Annotated in this window: 19 protein-coding genes; 5 read left to right on the top strand and 14 right to left on the bottom strand. The window is 32.5% G+C overall.

The features are described from left to right. Positions 1-72 precede the first annotated feature (72 nt). The 7 genes from ABNT22_RS06700 to ABNT22_RS06670 form a co-directional block, all read right to left on the bottom strand. Positions 73-510, bottom strand: coding sequence for a MarR family winged helix-turn-helix transcriptional regulator (locus tag ABNT22_RS06700; RefSeq protein WP_348715184.1), 438 nt, complete (start codon positions 508-510; stop codon positions 73-75). Positions 511-560: 50 nt separating this feature from the next. Beyond that, positions 561-809 carry a glutaredoxin family protein gene (locus ABNT22_RS06695; protein WP_348715183.1) on the bottom strand — a complete coding sequence of 83 codons (249 nt, stop codon included), beginning with the start codon at positions 807-809 and terminating at the stop codon, positions 561-563. A 73-nt stretch (positions 810-882) separates the two neighbouring features. Then, complete coding sequence (locus ABNT22_RS06690; RefSeq protein ID WP_348715182.1) at positions 883-1,164, bottom strand: GNAT family N-acetyltransferase; 282 nt, start codon at positions 1,162-1,164, stop codon at positions 883-885. Further along, complete coding sequence (locus ABNT22_RS06685) at positions 1,164-1,592, bottom strand: (4Fe-4S)-binding protein (RefSeq protein WP_348715181.1); 429 nt, start codon at positions 1,590-1,592, stop codon at positions 1,164-1,166. The genes ABNT22_RS06690 and ABNT22_RS06685 overlap by 1 nt, the downstream gene beginning before the upstream one ends. A gap of 42 nt (positions 1,593-1,634) precedes the next feature. Beyond that, positions 1,635-2,165 (bottom strand): NADPH-dependent FMN reductase, encoded by a 531-nt coding sequence (locus ABNT22_RS06680; RefSeq protein ID WP_348715180.1) that lies wholly within the window; start codon positions 2,163-2,165, stop codon positions 1,635-1,637. Positions 2,166-2,179: 14 nt separating this feature from the next. Further along, positions 2,180-2,587, bottom strand: a complete 408-nt coding sequence (locus ABNT22_RS06675) for an OsmC family protein (protein ID WP_348715179.1) — start codon at positions 2,585-2,587, stop codon at positions 2,180-2,182. Continuing rightward, positions 2,580-2,936 (bottom strand): DoxX family protein, encoded by a 357-nt coding sequence (locus ABNT22_RS06670; RefSeq protein ID WP_299103965.1) that lies wholly within the window; start codon positions 2,934-2,936, stop codon positions 2,580-2,582. The genes ABNT22_RS06675 and ABNT22_RS06670 overlap by 8 nt, the downstream gene beginning before the upstream one ends. 161 nt (positions 2,937-3,097) lie before the next feature. On the opposite strand from ABNT22_RS06670, the gene ABNT22_RS06665 reads away from it, so the two are divergent. Continuing rightward, positions 3,098-4,054, top strand: a complete 957-nt coding sequence (locus ABNT22_RS06665) for a bifunctional helix-turn-helix transcriptional regulator/GNAT family N-acetyltransferase (RefSeq protein WP_348715178.1) — start codon at positions 3,098-3,100, stop codon at positions 4,052-4,054. A 159-nt stretch (positions 4,055-4,213) separates the two neighbouring features. On the opposite strand, the gene ABNT22_RS06660 is transcribed toward ABNT22_RS06665, so the two are convergent. Together ABNT22_RS06660 and aceB are read right to left on the bottom strand one after the other, a co-directional pair. Then, positions 4,214-5,836 carry an isocitrate lyase gene (locus tag ABNT22_RS06660; protein ID WP_348715177.1) on the bottom strand — a complete coding sequence of 541 codons (1,623 nt, stop codon included), beginning with the start codon at positions 5,834-5,836 and terminating at the stop codon, positions 4,214-4,216. A gap of 85 nt (positions 5,837-5,921) precedes the next feature. Further along, positions 5,922-7,517, bottom strand: a complete 1,596-nt coding sequence (aceB, locus tag ABNT22_RS06655; protein ID WP_348715176.1) for a malate synthase A — start codon at positions 7,515-7,517, stop codon at positions 5,922-5,924. 150 nt (positions 7,518-7,667) lie between these two features. Between aceB and ABNT22_RS06650 the strand changes: the two genes are divergently transcribed. The 4 genes from ABNT22_RS06650 to ABNT22_RS06635 are packed head-to-tail and all read left to right on the top strand — an operon-like array spanning position 7,668 to position 13,656. After that, positions 7,668-9,146 carry a helix-turn-helix transcriptional regulator gene (locus tag ABNT22_RS06650; protein WP_348715175.1) on the top strand — a complete coding sequence of 493 codons (1,479 nt, stop codon included), beginning with the start codon at positions 7,668-7,670 and terminating at the stop codon, positions 9,144-9,146. A gap of 60 nt (positions 9,147-9,206) precedes the next feature. Next, the gene (locus ABNT22_RS06645; RefSeq protein ID WP_348715174.1) at positions 9,207-10,850 is read left to right on the top strand and encodes an acyl-CoA carboxylase subunit beta; all 1,644 of its coding nucleotides are present in this window, start codon (positions 9,207-9,209) and stop codon (positions 10,848-10,850) included. Positions 10,851-10,879: 29 nt separating this feature from the next. Beyond that, positions 10,880-12,877 carry a DUF3352 domain-containing protein gene (locus ABNT22_RS06640; RefSeq protein ID WP_348715173.1) on the top strand — a complete coding sequence of 666 codons (1,998 nt, stop codon included), beginning with the start codon at positions 10,880-10,882 and terminating at the stop codon, positions 12,875-12,877. A gap of 56 nt (positions 12,878-12,933) precedes the next feature. After that, positions 12,934-13,656 (top strand): YebC/PmpR family DNA-binding transcriptional regulator, encoded by a 723-nt coding sequence (locus tag ABNT22_RS06635; protein WP_348715172.1) that lies wholly within the window; start codon positions 12,934-12,936, stop codon positions 13,654-13,656. 168 nt (positions 13,657-13,824) lie between these two features. Here the strand turns inward: ABNT22_RS06635 and ABNT22_RS06630 are convergent, their stop codons facing one another. From ABNT22_RS06630 to ABNT22_RS06610, 5 genes are all read right to left on the bottom strand, one after another. After that, on the bottom strand, positions 13,825-14,628 hold the full coding sequence (locus tag ABNT22_RS06630; RefSeq protein ID WP_348715171.1) for a HEPN domain-containing protein: 804 nt from the start codon (positions 14,626-14,628) through the stop codon (positions 13,825-13,827). A 168-nt stretch (positions 14,629-14,796) separates the two neighbouring features. Further along, a complete protein-coding gene (locus ABNT22_RS06625) occupies positions 14,797-15,519 on the bottom strand; it encodes a PIN domain-containing protein (RefSeq protein ID WP_348715170.1) in 723 nt (240 codons plus the stop codon). 218 nt (positions 15,520-15,737) lie between these two features. Beyond that, complete coding sequence (locus ABNT22_RS06620; RefSeq protein ID WP_348715169.1) at positions 15,738-16,505, bottom strand: hypothetical protein; 768 nt, start codon at positions 16,503-16,505, stop codon at positions 15,738-15,740. Positions 16,506-16,822: 317 nt separating this feature from the next. Further along, positions 16,823-17,755: a toll/interleukin-1 receptor domain-containing protein gene (locus ABNT22_RS06615; protein WP_348715168.1), complete on the bottom strand. Its 933-nt coding sequence runs from the start codon at positions 17,753-17,755 to the stop codon at positions 16,823-16,825. A 210-nt stretch (positions 17,756-17,965) separates the two neighbouring features. Then, entirely contained in the window at positions 17,966-18,436 is a 471-nt protein-coding gene (locus ABNT22_RS06610; protein WP_348715167.1) for a HEPN family nuclease, read from the bottom strand. Position 18,437: the final 1 nt, after the last annotated feature.

Here is an 18,437-nt window from a genome sequence, read left to right as displayed (position 1 = left end):
TTTTATTTTCCTTGGAAAATATTGTTGTAAATTTTTTTGTTTTTAAATTCTTCCTGATGGACAGGAAGAATCTTATCTAATTTTATCTAATAAGTTACTTAATTGTGTTGCTTCTTCTTCTGTAAGGTTATGGATAAAATCAAAATCAATATTGTCATCAATTGTTTTTAATAATTCCAATCCTTGATTGGTAATACTAATAAACACCACTCTTCTATCATGCTCACAGCGTATGCGTGCTATCAACTTTTTATCGCACAACTTATCCATTAAGCGTGTTGCGTTCGGAGCTCTTTCAATCATTCTATCTTTAATAACTTGAACTTTTGTTGGCTCGTTAGCTCCTCTTAAAATTCTAAGAATATTGTATTGTTGTGGTGATATTCCATAGGGTTTAAAAAAATCATTCTCCCTACTACTAATCCAATTTGCTGTATATTTTATATTGATAAAAGCTTTCACTCTATTATTTGGAAACGTTGAATTAATATCCTTTGAAATATCTCCCATTTATTTTACTCTTTAATAGCATCTCGATCCTCTCGAAATCAATTATAATTTTATCCTCTTAATTTTAAATCGTGCATTACTTTGTTAAAAGTATCTGATGTAGGTGTTAAATACACTTCATCATTTACAAACAATGTTGGATACTTTACCACACCGTCATACAATTCTTTAGAATGCTCTATTGCTGCTTCATCTTCTGATACATCTTTGTAATCAAAAGGTACTTCTGCAGATCTTAAAAAGTTCTTATAAGCAACTGTATGTGCATGTCCTTTTCTTCCGTACAATGTAATCTTCATATTTATCTCCTTTCGAGTACAAAATTACGAAAAATAAATTTATTTACCAAGGAATATATTACAACTGAAACTACTAAGCCAATACATCTTTATAAGCAGCCTTTTTATCGAATACTGCTTTGGCAAATGGGCATAATGGAATGGCTTTGATTCCTTTTGCTCTCATAAAGTTAACCGAAGCTTCTACCAGCTTATATCCTACTCCTTGTCCTCGAAGACTATCTCCTACTTCTGTATGATCTATAATAATTTTATCTTCTCCAGCCCAAGTATAGGTCATTAACGCATCTCTATTACCATTTACCTCTACGTAAAACTCACCTTTTTTCCCGTTATCTTCTTGTAACACTTCCATTAACCCACAAAGTTTACATCGTTATGTTTACCATCACAAAATGGTTTGTTTGTAGAAGCTCCACATCTACAAAATGCAGTGACCTTGTTTCTCTTTTCTGTAGAACCATCAGAGTTGGTAATATGAACATCACCCATCACCATTAGCGGGCCATTTTCCATACATTTTACTTCTGTTTCTTGCTGAGTTCCCTCTACAACTTCATGCTTCATTTTATAGGATAAAGCTCCAGAAGGGCACTCATCAATTTGCTTTATAATGCGTTTGGTGGTGGCTCCTTCCATATTTACCCATGGTCTGTTTTGTGGATTAAAAACTTGCAATAAGCCTTTCCAACATTTTTTAGCATGAATACAGGTATTCGGTTTCCAATAAACCGTTAAGTCTGCATTACTATACTCTTTTGTAATTTCTCTGTTCTCAGCCATAAGTGTGTTGTTTTTTGTTAGTTATTGTTACCTTTAATTGAATTACAAAGCTTGTTCAAAAGTTGCCACTGCTTCTTTTAACTCATTCTTTTTATCTTCAATTACAATTTCTCCTTCTTTAAAGTTATCATAAAATCCTGGAAGAGAAAAACTTCCTATTACATTTGCTCCCATATGAGGAAAAGTACCCGTTGCTGCTCCTAATACATTTGCTCCTCCTCGACCTCCTGGAGAAGTTGCCATTACCAGTACTGGTTTGTTTCTAAATACTTCTCTGTTTTTGCGTGACGCCCAATCAAATAAATTTTTAAATGCTGCTGCATAAGATCCATTATGCTCTGCTAAAGACACTATAAATCCATCATATTGATCTAAAGCCTCATTAAATAATTCTGCGCCTGTTGGATATTCGTGTGCTCTTTCTTCATCTTCACTATAAATAGATACTTTATAGTCGTTTAAATCTAATACATCAAATGACGTATTTCCTAATTGTGTTGCTGCATATGTAGCTAATTGTTTATTGATAGATGTTGAACTTGTGCTACCTGCAAATGCTGCTATTTTTTTCATTTTTACTTCTTATTTTATACGATGTTACTTGTAATAGGAGTTTCCCCTTTTACCATTTTTGCTACAGGACATTTTCCTGCGATTTCTAATAATTTTTCTCTTTGTTCAGGAGTTACTTCCTTCTCAAAAGAAATCTCTTCAATTAGAGATTTCTTTATTCCTTCTGAAGTTAACTCTTCTTTCTGACGAACGTTTACGGTAATTTCACCTAAATCCCATCCTTTACGCTCTGCATACATACGCAATGTTATAGATACACATCCGCCTATTGCAGTTAATAAATATTCAACAGGAGTTGGTGCATTATCATCTCCACCAGCTTTTACAGGCTCGTCTATCACAACAAAATGCTGTCGCATCTTCGCCTCTGCTAAATAGTTCTTCGTCGTTAACTTTACTATTGATTCTTGTTGTTTAGCCATCTATTTTTTTGCTAAAAATGTACGATGTAATTAAAAGTACCATGGCAATTAACGCTCCTGTTTGTTCTCCATCTCCAATCATAAAGTGCGCAAAGAATGCTAAAATGAATGCAAAGAAAAATCCAGCATATGCCCATTCGTTTAAAAACTTACCTCTAAAAAACCACAGTGCTACTAATCCTAAAACTTTGGCTATACCATAAGGGTAAATAATGTAAGTTGGATATCCGAATGCCTCAAACATCTTAGCGATTTCCGCATTGTTAAAAAAGTACATTCCTGCCGACATCAACATCATTAATGTTAATAGTCCTGTAGATACGTAAAAGATAATTTTGTTTTTTTTCATGATTAATTAGTTTTAAAATTTAGACAAAGATATAAATTATTTTTTTATTTACCATGGAAAATATTTTCTAGGTAAATTATTAACAAGTAATTAACTTTCAAGTTATCATAATTTTTTGTAATTTTGTATAAGTACTTATATAAATACTTAATTATTAATAAATGGACGCTTTACAAGGTATTGGAGAAATAGGAATGGGATCTCGATTAAAAAGAGTGAGTGAATATATGATGAGAGAAACTCAAATTGTATATGACACTTTTCAAATCGATTTTGACCCGTACCTCTTCCCTACTTTTAAAATCATTAAAAATAAGGACGGTGTAACCAATACAGAAATCAATGCCAGCTTAAGAACCACGCAACCTGCTACAACACAAGCCATTAATAAATTGGTTAAGAAAGAGCTTATTGAATTAAAAGAAGACAAAAACGATAAACGTAAAAAAATCATTCACCTTTCGGAAAAAGGTAAACAACTGGTTCAAAAAGTAACTCCTATTTGGAACAGTATTGAACACACTATTAAAGAATACACTCAAATTGAATCTAGTTCTTTAATTGAACATTTGAATATTTTAGAAAATAAATTTAACAAAAAAGGCTTCAGCGAAGCTATTATAGAACACATCCATATGAATACCATAGTAAACCCAGTAGAAATCATTACTTATGAAGATAACTACGCTTCGTATTTTTATGATTTAAATATAGAATGGTTAAAAACATTCTTTTATGTTGAACCTTATGACGAAGAAGTATTAAGCAATCCAGATAAGTACATTATCAACAAAGGAGGCCATATCTTTTTTGCTAAACTAAATGATGAAATTGTAGGTACTGTTGCTTTAATGCCTATGAAAGAAAACAATGTCTTTGAATTGACTAAAATGGCGGTTTCACCCAATCATCGTGGACATAAAATTGGACAAAAACTCATGCAAAACTGTATTGATTTTGCGAAAGAGCACAATTTTGACAAGTTGGTCTTATATTCTAACACCAAACTAGAAAATGCCATTTATATTTATAGAAAATACGGTTTTATAGAAATACCTGTTGAAACGGATTCTCCTTATGTAAGAAGTGACATCAAAATGGAATTAAAACTTAAATAAAAAGCTCCCTCTCGGGAGCTTTTTTGCTTCAAAAAGATTTACAAACAGCTAATGTTTTATAAATACTATTCTTAAAATTCCCCATCTATCAGACAAACAACTTTTACAAACCAAAAATAGATAGGGAATTTGGGTGTTAACTATACTAATTACTATAAACTATAAAGCCTCTGCTACTGCTCTTTCTTTCTTCTTAACAATTTCAAATTGATTAGATGTATTCTTTGCTCCTCCAGCTTTTAGTGCATTATCTCCAGAGAAAAATGTTTTATGATCATCTCCTAAATCAGACCCTGCCATTCTTTGGTGCTTCACACAAGAAACTCCTTTTCTAATTTCCTGACGTTGTACTCCTTTTACATAGGCCAACATTCCTTCTTCACCATAATATCCTTCTGTTAAATCATTCATATGTAACGCCGTTGTATGATAGGTCGGAAGTGTAATTAAGTGGTGAAAAATTCCAGCTTCTCTGGCTCCGTCTATTTGGAAAGTTCTAATTTTTTCATCTGCTCTTGCACATAATTCTGAACCATCGTAACGTGCATCCATTAGGTTGTTTCTATCGTACATAGAAACATCTTCTCCAGCTACTACCATTGCATCATAAACTTGATTTCTAAAATTTAAAGTCCAGTTAAAAGATGGCGAATTGTTATATACCAATTTTGCATTGGGTACTACTGCTTTTACACGATTTACCATTGCTGCAATTTGTCCTACATGTGGAGTCGGTGTTTCAATCCATAATAAATCAGCACCATTTTGTAAACTGGTAATACAATCAAGTACTACTCGATCGATATTCGTTCCTTCTTTAAACTTATACAATCCATTTGCTAAACGCACCGGACGTACTAATTTCCCATCTCTTTTTAGCAACACATCGTCTTCTCTAGCTTCTGCAATTGAAATTTCTTCTGCTTCTACAAATGCTAAGTATTGCGAAGCTAAATCTCCTGGTTCTTGACTTACAGGTAGTTTTTGTGTTAATCCAGCTCCTTCAGAATCGGTACGAGCAACAATTACTCCTTCTTCTACACCTAATTCTAAAAAGGCATATCGAATGGCATTTAATTTTGCAATAAAATCTTCATGCGGTACGGTAACTTTTCCATCTTGATGTCCACATTGCTTAGCGTCTGAAACCTGGTTTTCTATTTGAATGGCACAAGCTCCCGCTTGAATCATTTTTTTAGCCAATAAGTACGTTGCTTCCTCGTTTCCAAATCCAGCATCAATATCAGCTATGATTGGAACAATATGTGTTTCGAAATTATCTATTTGATCTTGTACGTCTTCTCCTTGCTCTAATCTTCTAAACAAATCGTTTAGTGCCACTGCATCCGCTTGTCTTAAGAAATCATAAATCTCTTTGATCAACGCAGGTACTGCCGTTTTTTCATGCATGGATTGATCTGGTAGAGGTCCTAACTCAGAACGCAAAGCTGCTACCATCCAACCTGAAAGATATAAGTATCTTTTACTAGTTGTTTTATGATGTTTCTTTACCGAAATCATCTTTTGTTGTGCAACAAATCCATGCCAGCACCCTAAAGATTGTGTGTATTTTGAATTATCTGCATCATATTCTGCCATATCTTTTCTCATAATAGCAGCTGTATACTTTGCAATATCAAGCCCCGTTTTAAAACGATTTTGAGTCATCATTCGTGCTGCACTTTCAGAAGTAATTGCATTCCAAGTACTACCGTACTTCTGTTTTAAACTTTTTACAGTTTCTAATGCAGAACTATAACTGCTCTGAGCTAAATTTTTCATAATTTTGTGTTGTTAATAAGTTATCGATTTATTAATAATTTATGGTCCCGAAAATGTTGCCGCATTTAGGGACTTTTTTATTTTTTTACAGGTGTTTATATGCTGGTGTAGTTAAGAATTCTTCAAACTCTTCTGATAATACTATCTGGTCGAACAGCTCAATTGCCAAGGCAAACTTTCCTTTTGTATATTGTTCTTCTCCTACCAATCTTTGAATTTTTTTCAGTTCTTCTTTTTTAAACTGTTCGTACATTCCTTTTGTAAAAGTTCTTCCATCTTCTAACATCGCATTGCTATGCAACCATAACCATAATTGTGTTCTAGAGATTTCTGCTGTTGCCGCATCTTCCATTAAATTATACAATGCTGCTGCCCCATAACCTCTCAACCAAGATTCAATATATAAGATTCCAACATTGATATTTTCTCTAATTCCTCTTTCGGTAATCGTTCCTTCAGGCATTGCGACCAAATCTCCTTCAGAAATAACAAGATCCTCTCTTTTTAAATCGATTTGATTCTTATTTCTCATATAAGCGTCAAATACTTCTGTAGCCAAAGGCACCATTCCAGGGTGTGCCACCCAAGTACCATCATGTCCGTTTTTAACTTCACGTTCTTTACCGTTTTTAACTTTGGTAAAAGCCAGTTCATTCGCCTCTTCATTATTTTTAACAGGTATTTGTGCTGCCATTCCACCCATAGCATGCACCCCTCTTTTATGACAAGCTTGAATTACTTTTAATGAATAGGCTTCCATAAATGGAGTTTGCATGGTTACTTGCGCTCTGTCTGGCACAAAGAAGTTTTTATGATTTCTAAATTTTTTGATATACGAGAAGATATAATCCCAACGTCCACAATTTAAACCAGCCATATGATCTTTTAATTCATAAATAATCTCGTCTAACTGAAAACTCGCCGTAATGGTTTCAATTAATACCGTTGCTTTAATGGTAGCTTGAGGGACTTCTAAATAGTTTTGAGCAAATACAAATACATCATTCCACCAACGAGCTTCCATATAATGCTCTAGTTTTGGTAAATAAAAATAAGTAGCACTTCCTCTTTTTTGTAATTCTTTGATGTTATGGAAAAAATACAACCCGAAATCTACCAATGAACCCGACATTTCTACGCCGTCAATTAGTAAATGTTTTTCATTTAAATGCAATCCTCTTGGACGTACTAATAAGGTTGCTACCTCTTCTTTTAACTCATATGATTTTCCTTTTGCCTCATTGTAAAAAGAAATGGTTCTATTTACGGCATCTCTTAGGTTTACTTGACCATCTAACATATTTTGAATAGAAGGTGAACTACTATCTTCAAAATCTGCCATAAACATTTTAGCACCAGAATTGAGTGCATTAATGATCATCTTTCTATCTACAGGTCCTGTAATTTCAACTCTTCGATCTAATAAATCTTCTGGTAAAGGCGCACAAACCCAATCTCCTTCTCTTATAGCTTTGGTTTCTTCTGGAAAACTCGGATAGTTTCCTGCATCAAAATAGGCTTGTTCTATTTTTCTTTCTTCTAATAATTGCAACCTACGTTGGTTAAAGGTATCGTGAAGTTGTACAAGAAACTCTTTAGATTCTCTTGTCAAAATACTTTTATAAGGGGACTCTTGGAAATTTACACTTTGGATTTCTTTTACTAAAACATCTTGACTCATAATTAGTTGTATTATTTTTTTGATGAAACAATATTAAAAAAAAGGATTTGAAACAAAAAGCGAACGTTCGCTAAATATTAAAAAAACACTAATTTTTATTAATTCGCTAATTTTTTTACCTTTGGATTGCGAATTTTTTAAAAAAATACTTTGGAAGAAGAATATATCAGACTCATATTTGGATTAAAACTGAAACAAATCAGAACGAGTAAAGACCTATCACTCTTTGGGTTATCTAAACTCACAGGACTTTCTAAGTCTTATTTAAATGAAATTGAGAAGGGAAAAAAGTATCCAAAAACCGATAAGATTGTGACACTCTCAGAGAAATTAGAGGTTCCTTATGATCATTTAGTGTCGTTAAAACTGGATAAAAACTTGGCTCCTATTGGTGAGATTTTACAATCTCGAGTATTAAAAGAGCTTCCCTTAGAGTTATTTGGTATTAAGAAAAACAACTTAATTGATATTATTGCCAATGCTCCGGCAAAGGTGAATGCCTTTATAAGTACCATTATTAAAATTTCGCAAAACTATAATCTTACGAGAGAAAGTTTCTTTTTGGCCTCTTTACGTTCGTACCAAGAAGCGCACAATAATTATTTTGAGAACATTGAAGAAGATGTAATCAATTTTGCCAAAGCCTACCATATCAATTTAGAGAAACCCATTACTTCTAAAGATTTGGAAGAAATACTTATAGAAGAATATGGATATACAATTGATTTTGAAGAATTACAAAACCATCAAAACCTATCTGAATTAAGAAACATCTATATTCCAAATAAAAAGGTATTATTGGTGTACAACAATATTTCAGAAGCACAAAAAACTTTTATCTACGCCAAAGAGATTGCTTATAATTATTTAAGTATTCGCGATCGACTATTTACCTTCCCTTGGATTAAATTTGATTCGTTTGATCAGGTATTGAATAACATGATTGCTTCTTATTTTGCAGGTGCTTTAATCATTCCGAAAGATAGCTTGATTAAAAAACTGAGTCATTTCTTTAGTTTAACCACTTGGCAACCTTTACAGTTACATAAGATTATAAAGAGTTATAATTGTTCTGATGAAACATTTTATCAGCGACTCACCAATATATTACCAGAACATTTCAATATAAAGAACTTATTCTTTTTACGTTTTACACACAAAGAAAATACACCGCATTTCCGACTAACCAAAGAAATGCACATTACGCAACAACAAACCCCTCATGCCAATAGAAATAATGAACATTATTGCAGAAGATGGATTTCTATTAATACTATACAGGAGTTAGAACAGTTTCCTTTTAAGAAATCTGCCTACGGAATTCAAATTTCTTCCTACCAGAATTCTAAGAATGAATATTTAGTACTTTCCGCGGCTACTTCAGATCCGTTTAAAGAGCATATCAATCGAAGTGTAAGTCTTGGTTTATTGTTATCTCCCCATTTAAAAAAGAAACTTACCTTTTTTAAGGAAGATACCTTTGAAAAAAAGACCGTTGGGGTTACCTGCGAAACTTGTGGCGTAGTAAATTGTAAAGAACGTGTCGCTGAGCCAAAAGTTTTGATGAGGCAAGAACGCAACGAAACAATTGAAAAAACTGTAGAAAGTATTATAAAATCGTATCAATAAGCTAGTTGGAATCTCTATCGATTTTCTTATTTTAGCACACCAAAAACAAACAACATACACATGGATCTTAACTTCAATAAAAACGAAGACCACAATAAACTTTTAGCATCAGAATTACGTCAACGCCTAGTAAAAGTAAAATTAGGTGGTGGACAAAAACGTATTGATAAGCATCATGCTAAAGGAAAATTAACGGCAAGAGAACGTATTGAATATTTATTAGACAAGGATACCAAGTCTATTGAAATTGGTGCGTTTGCTGGTGAAGGAATGTATAAAGAGCATGGAGGATGTCCTTCTGGAGGTGTAGTTGTAAAAATTGGATATGTCAGCGGAAAGCAATGTATTGTAGTAGCGAATGATGCTACTGTAAAAGCTGGAGCTTGGTTTCCAATTACAGGAAAAAAGAATTTACGTGCGCAAGAGATTGCCATCGAAAATAAATTACCTATTATTTACTTAGTAGATTCTGCGGGAGTGTATTTACCTATGCAGGATGAAATTTTCCCAGACAAGGAGCATTTCGGACGTATTTTTAGAAACAACGCTGTTATGAGTAGTATGGGAATTACACAAATTTCTGCGGTAATGGGAAGTTGTGTTGCAGGAGGTGCTTACTTACCTATTATGAGTGATGAAGCACTTATTGTAGATAAAACAGGAAGTATCTTTTTAGCAGGTAGCTATTTAGTAAAAGCTGCTATTGGTGAAAGTATTGACAATGAAACTTTAGGAGGAGCTACCACCCACTGTGAGGTTTCTGGAGTAACTGATTATAAAGCGAAAGATGATAAGGATGCTTTAGACACCATTAAAAAATTAATGGATAAGATTGGTGACTATGACAAGGCGGGTTACAATCGTAAAGAGGCATTTCCTCCAAAGGAAGACCAAGATGAAATCTTTGGAATTTTACCAAAAGCTCGTAACGAGCAGTATGATATGATGGACATCATTCATCGTTTGGTAGATAATTCTGAATTTGATGAATATAAAGCTGGATACGGACAAACCATTATTACTGGATATGCTCGTATTGATGGTTGGGCGGTAGGTATTGTTGCCAACCAACGTAAGATTGTAAAATCGAAAGGAGCTAAAACAAAACCTAGCGAAATGCAGTTTGGTGGTGTGATTTACAACGATTCTGCTGATAAAGCAACCCGTTTTATTGCCAACTGTAACCAAAAGAAAATTCCGTTAGTATTCTTACAGGATGTAACTGGTTTTATGGTAGGAAGCAAGTCTGAACATAGTGGAATTATTAAAGATGGTGCTAAAATGGTAAATGCCGTGAGTAATTCTGTTGTACCAAAGTTTACGATTGTTATTGGTAACTCTTATGGTGCTGGTAATTATGCCATGTGTGGTAAAGCCTATGACCCTCGTTTAATTGCTGCTTGGCCAAGTGCTGAACTTGCTGTAATGAGTGGTGCTTCTGCTGCTAAAGTATTATTACAAATAGAAATGGCATCTTTAAAAGCAAGAGGTGAAGAAATTACTCCAGAGAAAGAAACGGAGATGTTTAATAAAATTAAATCTCGCTACGACGAACAAATTTCTCCATATTATGCAGCGGCTAGATTATGGACCGATGGTATTATCAACCCGTTAGATACCAGAACCTGGATTTCTTTAGGTATTGAAGCGGCGAACCACGCTCCTATCGAAAAGCCGTTTAATTTAGGAGTTTTACAAGTTTAATCTAACATAACATCACAACATCTTTAGGTATGACTAAAAAAATTATATGGGGCGTATTAATTGCAATTATAGGTTTTATTTTATACCAAGCATATATTTTCACTTTAGCCGACGAGGACAATATCAATCCTATTTATTTAATACCTAAAGATGCTGTTTTTATCGTAGAAACAGAACGCCCAATTGATACTTGGGATGAGGTGAGTGCTAGCCCTATATGGCAACATTTTCAAACCAATTCTTATTTTAAAGAGGTTACCAAAAACCTCAACAGTTTTGACAAAACGTTTCAAGACCAAAAAGAGGTCATTGATTTTATTGGCGAACGCGATTTATTAGTTTCTGTACATGTATACAAGCCTAGAAAATATGGATTATTGTATGTTGCAGATCTTCAAAAGTTTTCGAAATTACGTTTTTTAAAAAGTGCCATTCAAAAATTAGCGGGTGATAATTTTAGGGTTACCCAACGCATGCACAAAGCGCATGAAATTATTGAGCTATACAATGTGCAAACTAGAGAAACGCTTTACATTACTTTTATCAAAAATCAACTCGTAGCTTCGTATACCCATGTATTGGTAGAGCAATCTATAGAGCAATATATGGCACCCGTTATTGGTAGAGATGTCAACTTTACCGAGATTAAAACAGCAACGGATAACGATGGTTTTTTCAATGTATATGTTCAATACGAATACTTAGACAAGTATTTAAGCTGTTTTACCAATAGTTCTAATCTGAAGAATTTTGAGAATATAAAAGCTACCTTGTTTTATTCTGGTTTAGATATTTCTATTATTGAAGGAAGTATTATACAAGCTTTAGGATATACCAATGTAAACCCTACTTCTGAAACCTTTTTAAGAGCGATTCAGAAATCTGGTAAAGGGAAAAGAAGTATTGCCAAAATAGCACCAAGAAATACCTCATTGTATGTAAGTTTTGCTTTTGAAAGTTTTGAAGAATTTCATGCTAATTTTGATGAGCTTCAAAAAGAAAACCCAAAGGCCTTTGAAATTTACACCCAACAAATCAATACTATTGAAGAGCAATTAAGTATCAATGTTGAAGAGCACTTATACAGTTGGATTGGAGATGAAATAGGCTTACTTCATTTTAATTCCAACTTGTCTAAAAACAAAAAAGATATTGCAGCAGTTATCAAAGCGGATGATATTTATGATGCCAAAGAAAACTTACAGTTTGTGCTTTCTAAAATTAAAGAAAACACCCCATTAAAGTATAAACAAATCAACTATCAAGGATATCCGATTTACTATTTTGATTTAAAAGGATTTTTTAAAATGTTAGCAGGAAATACGTTTGCTAAAATGGAAAAGCCTTACTTTACTATTATGGATGATTTTGTGGTGTTTAGTACCAGTCCGAATTCATTAAAAGAAATCATCAATAGTCATTTGGTAGGATATACTTTACATACTTCTACGCAATTTGAAGACTTCAATTATCAGTTTGAAAGTAAATCGAGTGTATTTGCTTATGCAGAAGCTGGAAATTCTTACAACGACTTATTGAGTTTATTAGATAGAAAGACCAAACAACAACTGATAAAAAACAAAAAATATTTCACTTCGTTTTCTCAGGTAGGATTGCAATTGATCTCTAAAGGAGACCAGTTTAAAAGCAACATTACACTTTCGTATCAGTCTCCTGAAGAAATTGCTCAACAAGTTCAAAAAGAGAAAGCTTTGAAGGAGGAATTATATAAAAAAATTACGCCACAAAAAGACTCTGTAGTGGTTGAAACTGCGGAAAGTATTTTTAAACTACCTGCCATTCATCCTTCAGATTTAAGTGCTAAGGAATACCAAGAATTTTATGAAGATAAAAAGTTAAAATTCGAAGTTGAATTGGATAATGGAATTCCAGATGGTGATTATAAACACTATTATCCGAATGGACAACTGAAGCTAAAAGGACAGTTTAAAAACGGCAAACAGTCGGGTACCTGGAGGGCATATCATGCCAAAGATGGAAAACAAATTTTCAAGAAAAGATTTTAATTGTAAAAAAGTACTGCATTGGTTACATTTGCCTTTGCGAAACAAAACATTAAGAAATGGGAAGAGCATTTGAATTTAGGAAAGCAAGAAAAATGAAACGTTGGTCGGCAATGGCTAAAACTTTTACCAGAATTGGTAAAGACATTGTAATGGCTGTAAAAGAAGGAGGTCCTAACCCAGAAACAAACTCTCGCTTACGTGTTGTAATACAAAATGCAAAGGCAGCAAACATGCCTAAGGATAATGTTGCTAGAGCAATTAAAAAAGCATCTGATAAAGATACTGCCAACTATAAAGAGGTATTGTTTGAAGGGTATGCACCACATGGTGTTGCAGTTTTAGTAGAAACCGCTACAAACAACAACAACCGTACGGTTGCCAATGTACGTGCTGCATTTAACAAGTGTAACGGTAACTTAGGAACTTCTGGTTCGGTTGCTTTTATGTTTGACCACGTAGTAAACTTTAAAGTAAAAGAAGATACCTTAGGAATGGACTTGGAAGAGTTTGAAATGGAAATGATCGATTTTGAAGTAGAAGAGGTTTTTACGGATGAAGAAGATAGCAGCGTAATGTTATATGCTCCGTTTGGACAATTTGGTTCGATTCAAAAATATTTAGAAGAAAATAATATTGAAATTGTTTCTTCTGAATTTGAGCGTATTCCAACCACTACTACTGCCCTTTCTGACGAACAAAAAGAGGAAGTAAACAAGTTATTAGAACGTTTAGAAGAAGATGATGATGTAAACACCGTTTACCACTCTATGGAGGAATAATCTTTTCTTTATTATACAATATAGAACCCCGTTAGTGTTTGCTAACGGGGTTTGTTTTAATTTGTTCTTATCAAAAAGAGATGCTGTAGTAAATATATTATTTGATACTCTATAGTTTTAGAGTTATAAAATTAATCTCTAGATTAAGTATTTAATTCAACAATATTTTTAACCTTTATCTACAATACTAAAATCATAGAAATATTCTTTACCACAAGTGCATTCTTCAATTAGGTTCGATTCATAAAAATTGATAAATTTTTTAACTGCTCGAATTGCGCCTAAAAACTCAAATCCTATTAATCTCCTATAAACTTCCTTATATTTAGTGTTAGTTTTTTCCTCCGCAGGTTTTAAATGTATAATCTCATTTCTTAAGCCTATCAACCTTCTAATAATATTGTTCTCTTTGGGGTATACTCTTTTAAAATAATTTTGATTCAATTCCGGCACTGTTTTATTGAGTTTATGTCCCAATGAAGGTTTAAATTTCTTTCCATCTTTGTTTTTGAATTCATAATCTTCAGGAATTGATCGGTTCGCAAAACTTTCTAGAGCAGATTGTAAATTAATAATGCAATTACTCGCTAATTGAAAAAAATGTCCAAATTTATTTGGATCAATTGGTATGTTAAAATTATTTAAAGTTGGTGATTCATTTAGAAGAGAATCCTTTTTTAAGATTAAATTCCTATATGACATTATTGCATTTGAGTAGAAAATAGTTACTGGATTGATCTCAGGAATAATAATTTTATCTTTACCATTGTATAAATCAAAACCATAAATGACTTCATTTTCAAACATTATAATTAAGTCTTGATCAAATTGATCAACAGTTTTTTTTGAGCTTATAATTTTTTCAGCAAAATCTTTACTTTCTTTTGACATTTTAGTATCATCTAATTCTTTTGGATGAAAATTTAATTTATGTCTTTTTGTAGGCTTAAACTTAATGTGTGTTAAATGCATCTCTATTTCTAATTACTTCTACCAACTTATCAATGGTTTAAACGGCAACCTATTAAATTTAAAATTCAATTAAGTAAGGGAATCCGTAAAATAGGTAAGGAAAAACTATTGTTAATTAACGTTCTCGGCTATGAGTAGTCAATTAATTATAGGTATTCTTAGTTTTAGTTATTTTCCTCTCATTATTTCAGCTTGATCTTCAATCCAGTTCCATAATTGATATTCGTGATATTCATCCATTTCGTCCACAAGTTCTGCTCTCATTTTTAATGCTTGAGCTAAATTGTTATAAAAATGAACATTTCGTTTTTCTAATTCAGGGTGTAATTTTGTTGAGTCTTTTGGGTCGGCAAATTCTTTGTAATTTATCGTGACAAAAAATAAATCTGTTGCGACTTGAGCTTCTTTATCAACATATTCGACTGCACCTAGATATAAAAGAGCATCTGCTGTGTTATTTTTACTATTATGAAATGGGGCTTTTTTCTGTAAAGCTCTTTCTGTTACCTCTAACTTTAATTTATCACTAATTGGATATATAGTAGAGCTTTTTAGAATTTTCTCAACTCTGTTAAAGTGAGTCATTGCTAATTCTTCTTGTTTAGCTTCTTCAGATTTATATTTTCCAACAATATCTAATATCTGCTTAGCTTCAGTTTCTTCTAAAAATTCAGTCAGTTTTAATGCGGATTTTGCGTGTGAACGAATTGAAGCTTTAATATCTTGTATTATTCTATTTTTATTTCTATCCCATTCCTCAATGATTATTTCACTAGTGAGTAAGACTGTTTGACCTTTATTAACTTGGTCTTCAAGTTCTGCTAATACTTCACTAAATCTTGGTTTTGAAATTTCTAACCAAGAACAGGTGTCTATTATTAATTTTGCCATTTTTTTTAATTAAAGTTAACGGGCTTGTGTATGGAACTTAGTTTGTAAAAAGATACTAACTTTTCGGATTAACACAGAACCGAATTTTTATATTATGATTTTAATCTTTTCTCTTTTTAAAGCCAAATTAAAAATTTGGCAAACTTCATAAATAATTGCTAACCTTTCGGTTTAGCATTTATTAACTATGTTTTATACACCGTGTTGTGTTTAGCTCTTTATATTTCAAGTTTTTTATTAATATATCCATTCTCTATCATTTCTCTGTAGGTATCAATTATTGAGTCATTTCTTAAAATTTCAATTGCTCTTTTTTCCCCACATACAGGAGCAAGTATTCTGACAGCATGTAGAAAATTTTCGTATCTCTCAAAAGTTGAACTTTCAGCCAGTTCAAATAATGATGATTTGGAAAGTAAGATATTATCTTTTCTATTTGAAATTACCTTTATGGCATCGTAATTAATTGGTTTAACAGAGTCTTGTCCACTAATAGAACCATTCATCTTATTCCATTGAGGTATATTTCCGTTTTTCCGTTTAAAAACTTCAATTAGAACTCCTTCTTGATGCTTTATAGATTCCAAGCCTTCATTGCCAATATAGCTTTCTATAGGAGAAAATTGCTTGGTAAATTCTTTATATTCTTTCTTTAATTTAGATGTTACTGGTTGAGAAAGTGATGATTGAACAATAATTGAAAACCCTAATTTTTCATTATCTTTAAAGTATTCTTCTATTTGTTCGTATTTGCAAGTATTTCTGTCAACACTTGGATAAAACCCATTATGTTGTTTAAAGCGTTCAGTTAAATCTACAGTTAATCCAATATATAGAACTTCATTTGTATAATAATTCCAGTAAACATAAATTCCTGCAGAAGCCCAACCGTAATTATCATTTGGACTACATAATTCATCCAAAGCATTTACAACTTTTCTTCTTTCAATTTTCTTGTATGATTGCAATATTATTGTTCGAAGCATCTTGTTTTTGTATTAAACATAACGGTTAGTATATGACAAGTAGGGCAATAGAAAGCGATGAACTTTCAAGTTTGCACTGAGCCAAAGCGTTATATTTTGTTTTTATCTTATTCATTTTAAAAGCAAATCAAGGATTTGACGGTGTTGGTTAATAGCACTACACTTTCTGAAACCACCAAACCAAAACAAACTTTTTATTTTAAATTTTCTTTTTGTTAAACGTCAAAACTTTGTTTTGGCGTTGCCAGCTCAAAGAACTGTACTTTCATTTTATCACTAATAGCCCAATTGGCTATACACCTTATTGGACTTAGTTTTTAATCTCTCCATATAGTTTCACCTCTTAGTTTGTCCGCAGTTTCTTTATCTAACTCAGCAAAATCAACTTTTAAATATGTTTGTCCTTTATGAAAATGAAGGGTTAATGACCAAAAAGGACCTTCTTCTGACTGGAATAATAGTTCAATTAACACACCTCTTAAAGATGGTCCAGGTGAATCCTCTATGAAAGCACCTTCATGTGTTATTGTTACTAGTTTTAAGTTACCGTCTTTGTCAGGAACTGGGTTAATTAAAACTCTAACGGGGTGATTCCACTCATGTCCAGAAAATTCTAAAGCAGCATCTTCTGTGAAATTCGAAAAGTCAAGACTCTCTTTTGGCAAATTTAAGTTTAATCGAGATACAGCGTTTGAAATGTATGTTGTCGTTTTATGTATTTCACTTAGTATATCATCTTTATTACTTTTCGGCACTTTTGGGAAATACTCTGCCGTTATTGTTGTTACTTTTGACTCTAAATCAGGCCACCATTTCTCAAATGATTTATTTAGCACCTTTTCTGTTAACCCTTTTTCACCTAATGAGTCGTTAATAGAGAACATTAATTTCTGATACTCTTCTTTACTAAATTGAGTATTTTGAAAAAATGAAAGTGGTTTTTCAACTTCGTGTTGATTTAGTCCGTCAAATAGTAAACAACTAACCCTTGAATCCTGTAAGTTTTTAGAAATCGCGCCAGCTTCAAACATTATCCATGGAGATTTGAGATTATCTTTAGTTAGACATACTAGTCCAAAGTTAGACTCCTCTAATTCCTTGTATATTTCACTTAACCACCTATCTCCTTTTTTAATACTTTTACTTGTTACATAAGGTTCAACGTTGTTAATCACCTGAGGTATCCATTCTTGTAGTTCTTCTGCGATTTTTTTACTTAGCTCTCCTGACCAGCTAATAAATATTTTCATTAATGTAGTTTTTTCTAATTAAGCCCAACGGACTTGCGTATGAAACATAGCGTCTAAAAAGACACTAACTTTTCGGATTAACACAGAGCCCTATTTTTATAATTTGTTTTAATTTTTTAGTTTTAATGCCTAATTAAAGATTTGACATTCTTCGCAAATAAGTATAAACCTTTCGGGTTAGCACTTATTAGCTATGTTTTATACACCTTGTTATCCACTGGCTTTTCTCACTTCTTTGATGTACTCATCTGCTATAAAAAACGCAAACTTTCTCAATTCAGAAGTTTTCAATTCTAAATTTAATCCAACATTATTATGTCTGTCTAAATCTTGAATTTTAACCCCTTTCCATTTCCCTTTTGTGTTAATCGTTTCGATTCGTTGATGAGAAATTCCGTTCCGAATTCTTTTCATTAGATTTTTCAAATCATTATTAAATCCGCGTCGGTCGAAATAAAAACGAGGTGATTCCAAAACGAACTTTATTTCTGGGATGTCATTCAAGTCGGTATTCATAAATGTCAACTTTCTTATTCGAGAATTGTGTTCTTGAGGTAAGACAATTAAACTTAAAAGTCCATTCATCAATAAAGTCAGATTGTATTTTCCATCATAATCTTGAATCAATTCTTTTGTTCGTCGTATTAGTTCGACGTCATATTTACCTTTTTCTATTCCCATA

Source organism: Tenacibaculum sp. 190130A14a (genome assembly GCF_964048965.1).
GTDB classification, from domain to species: Bacteria; Bacteroidota; Bacteroidia; order Flavobacteriales; family Flavobacteriaceae; genus Polaribacter; species Polaribacter polynesiense.
The sequence above is the reverse complement of the archived record's forward strand: the minus strand, read 5'-3'. Positions and strand labels throughout refer to the sequence as shown.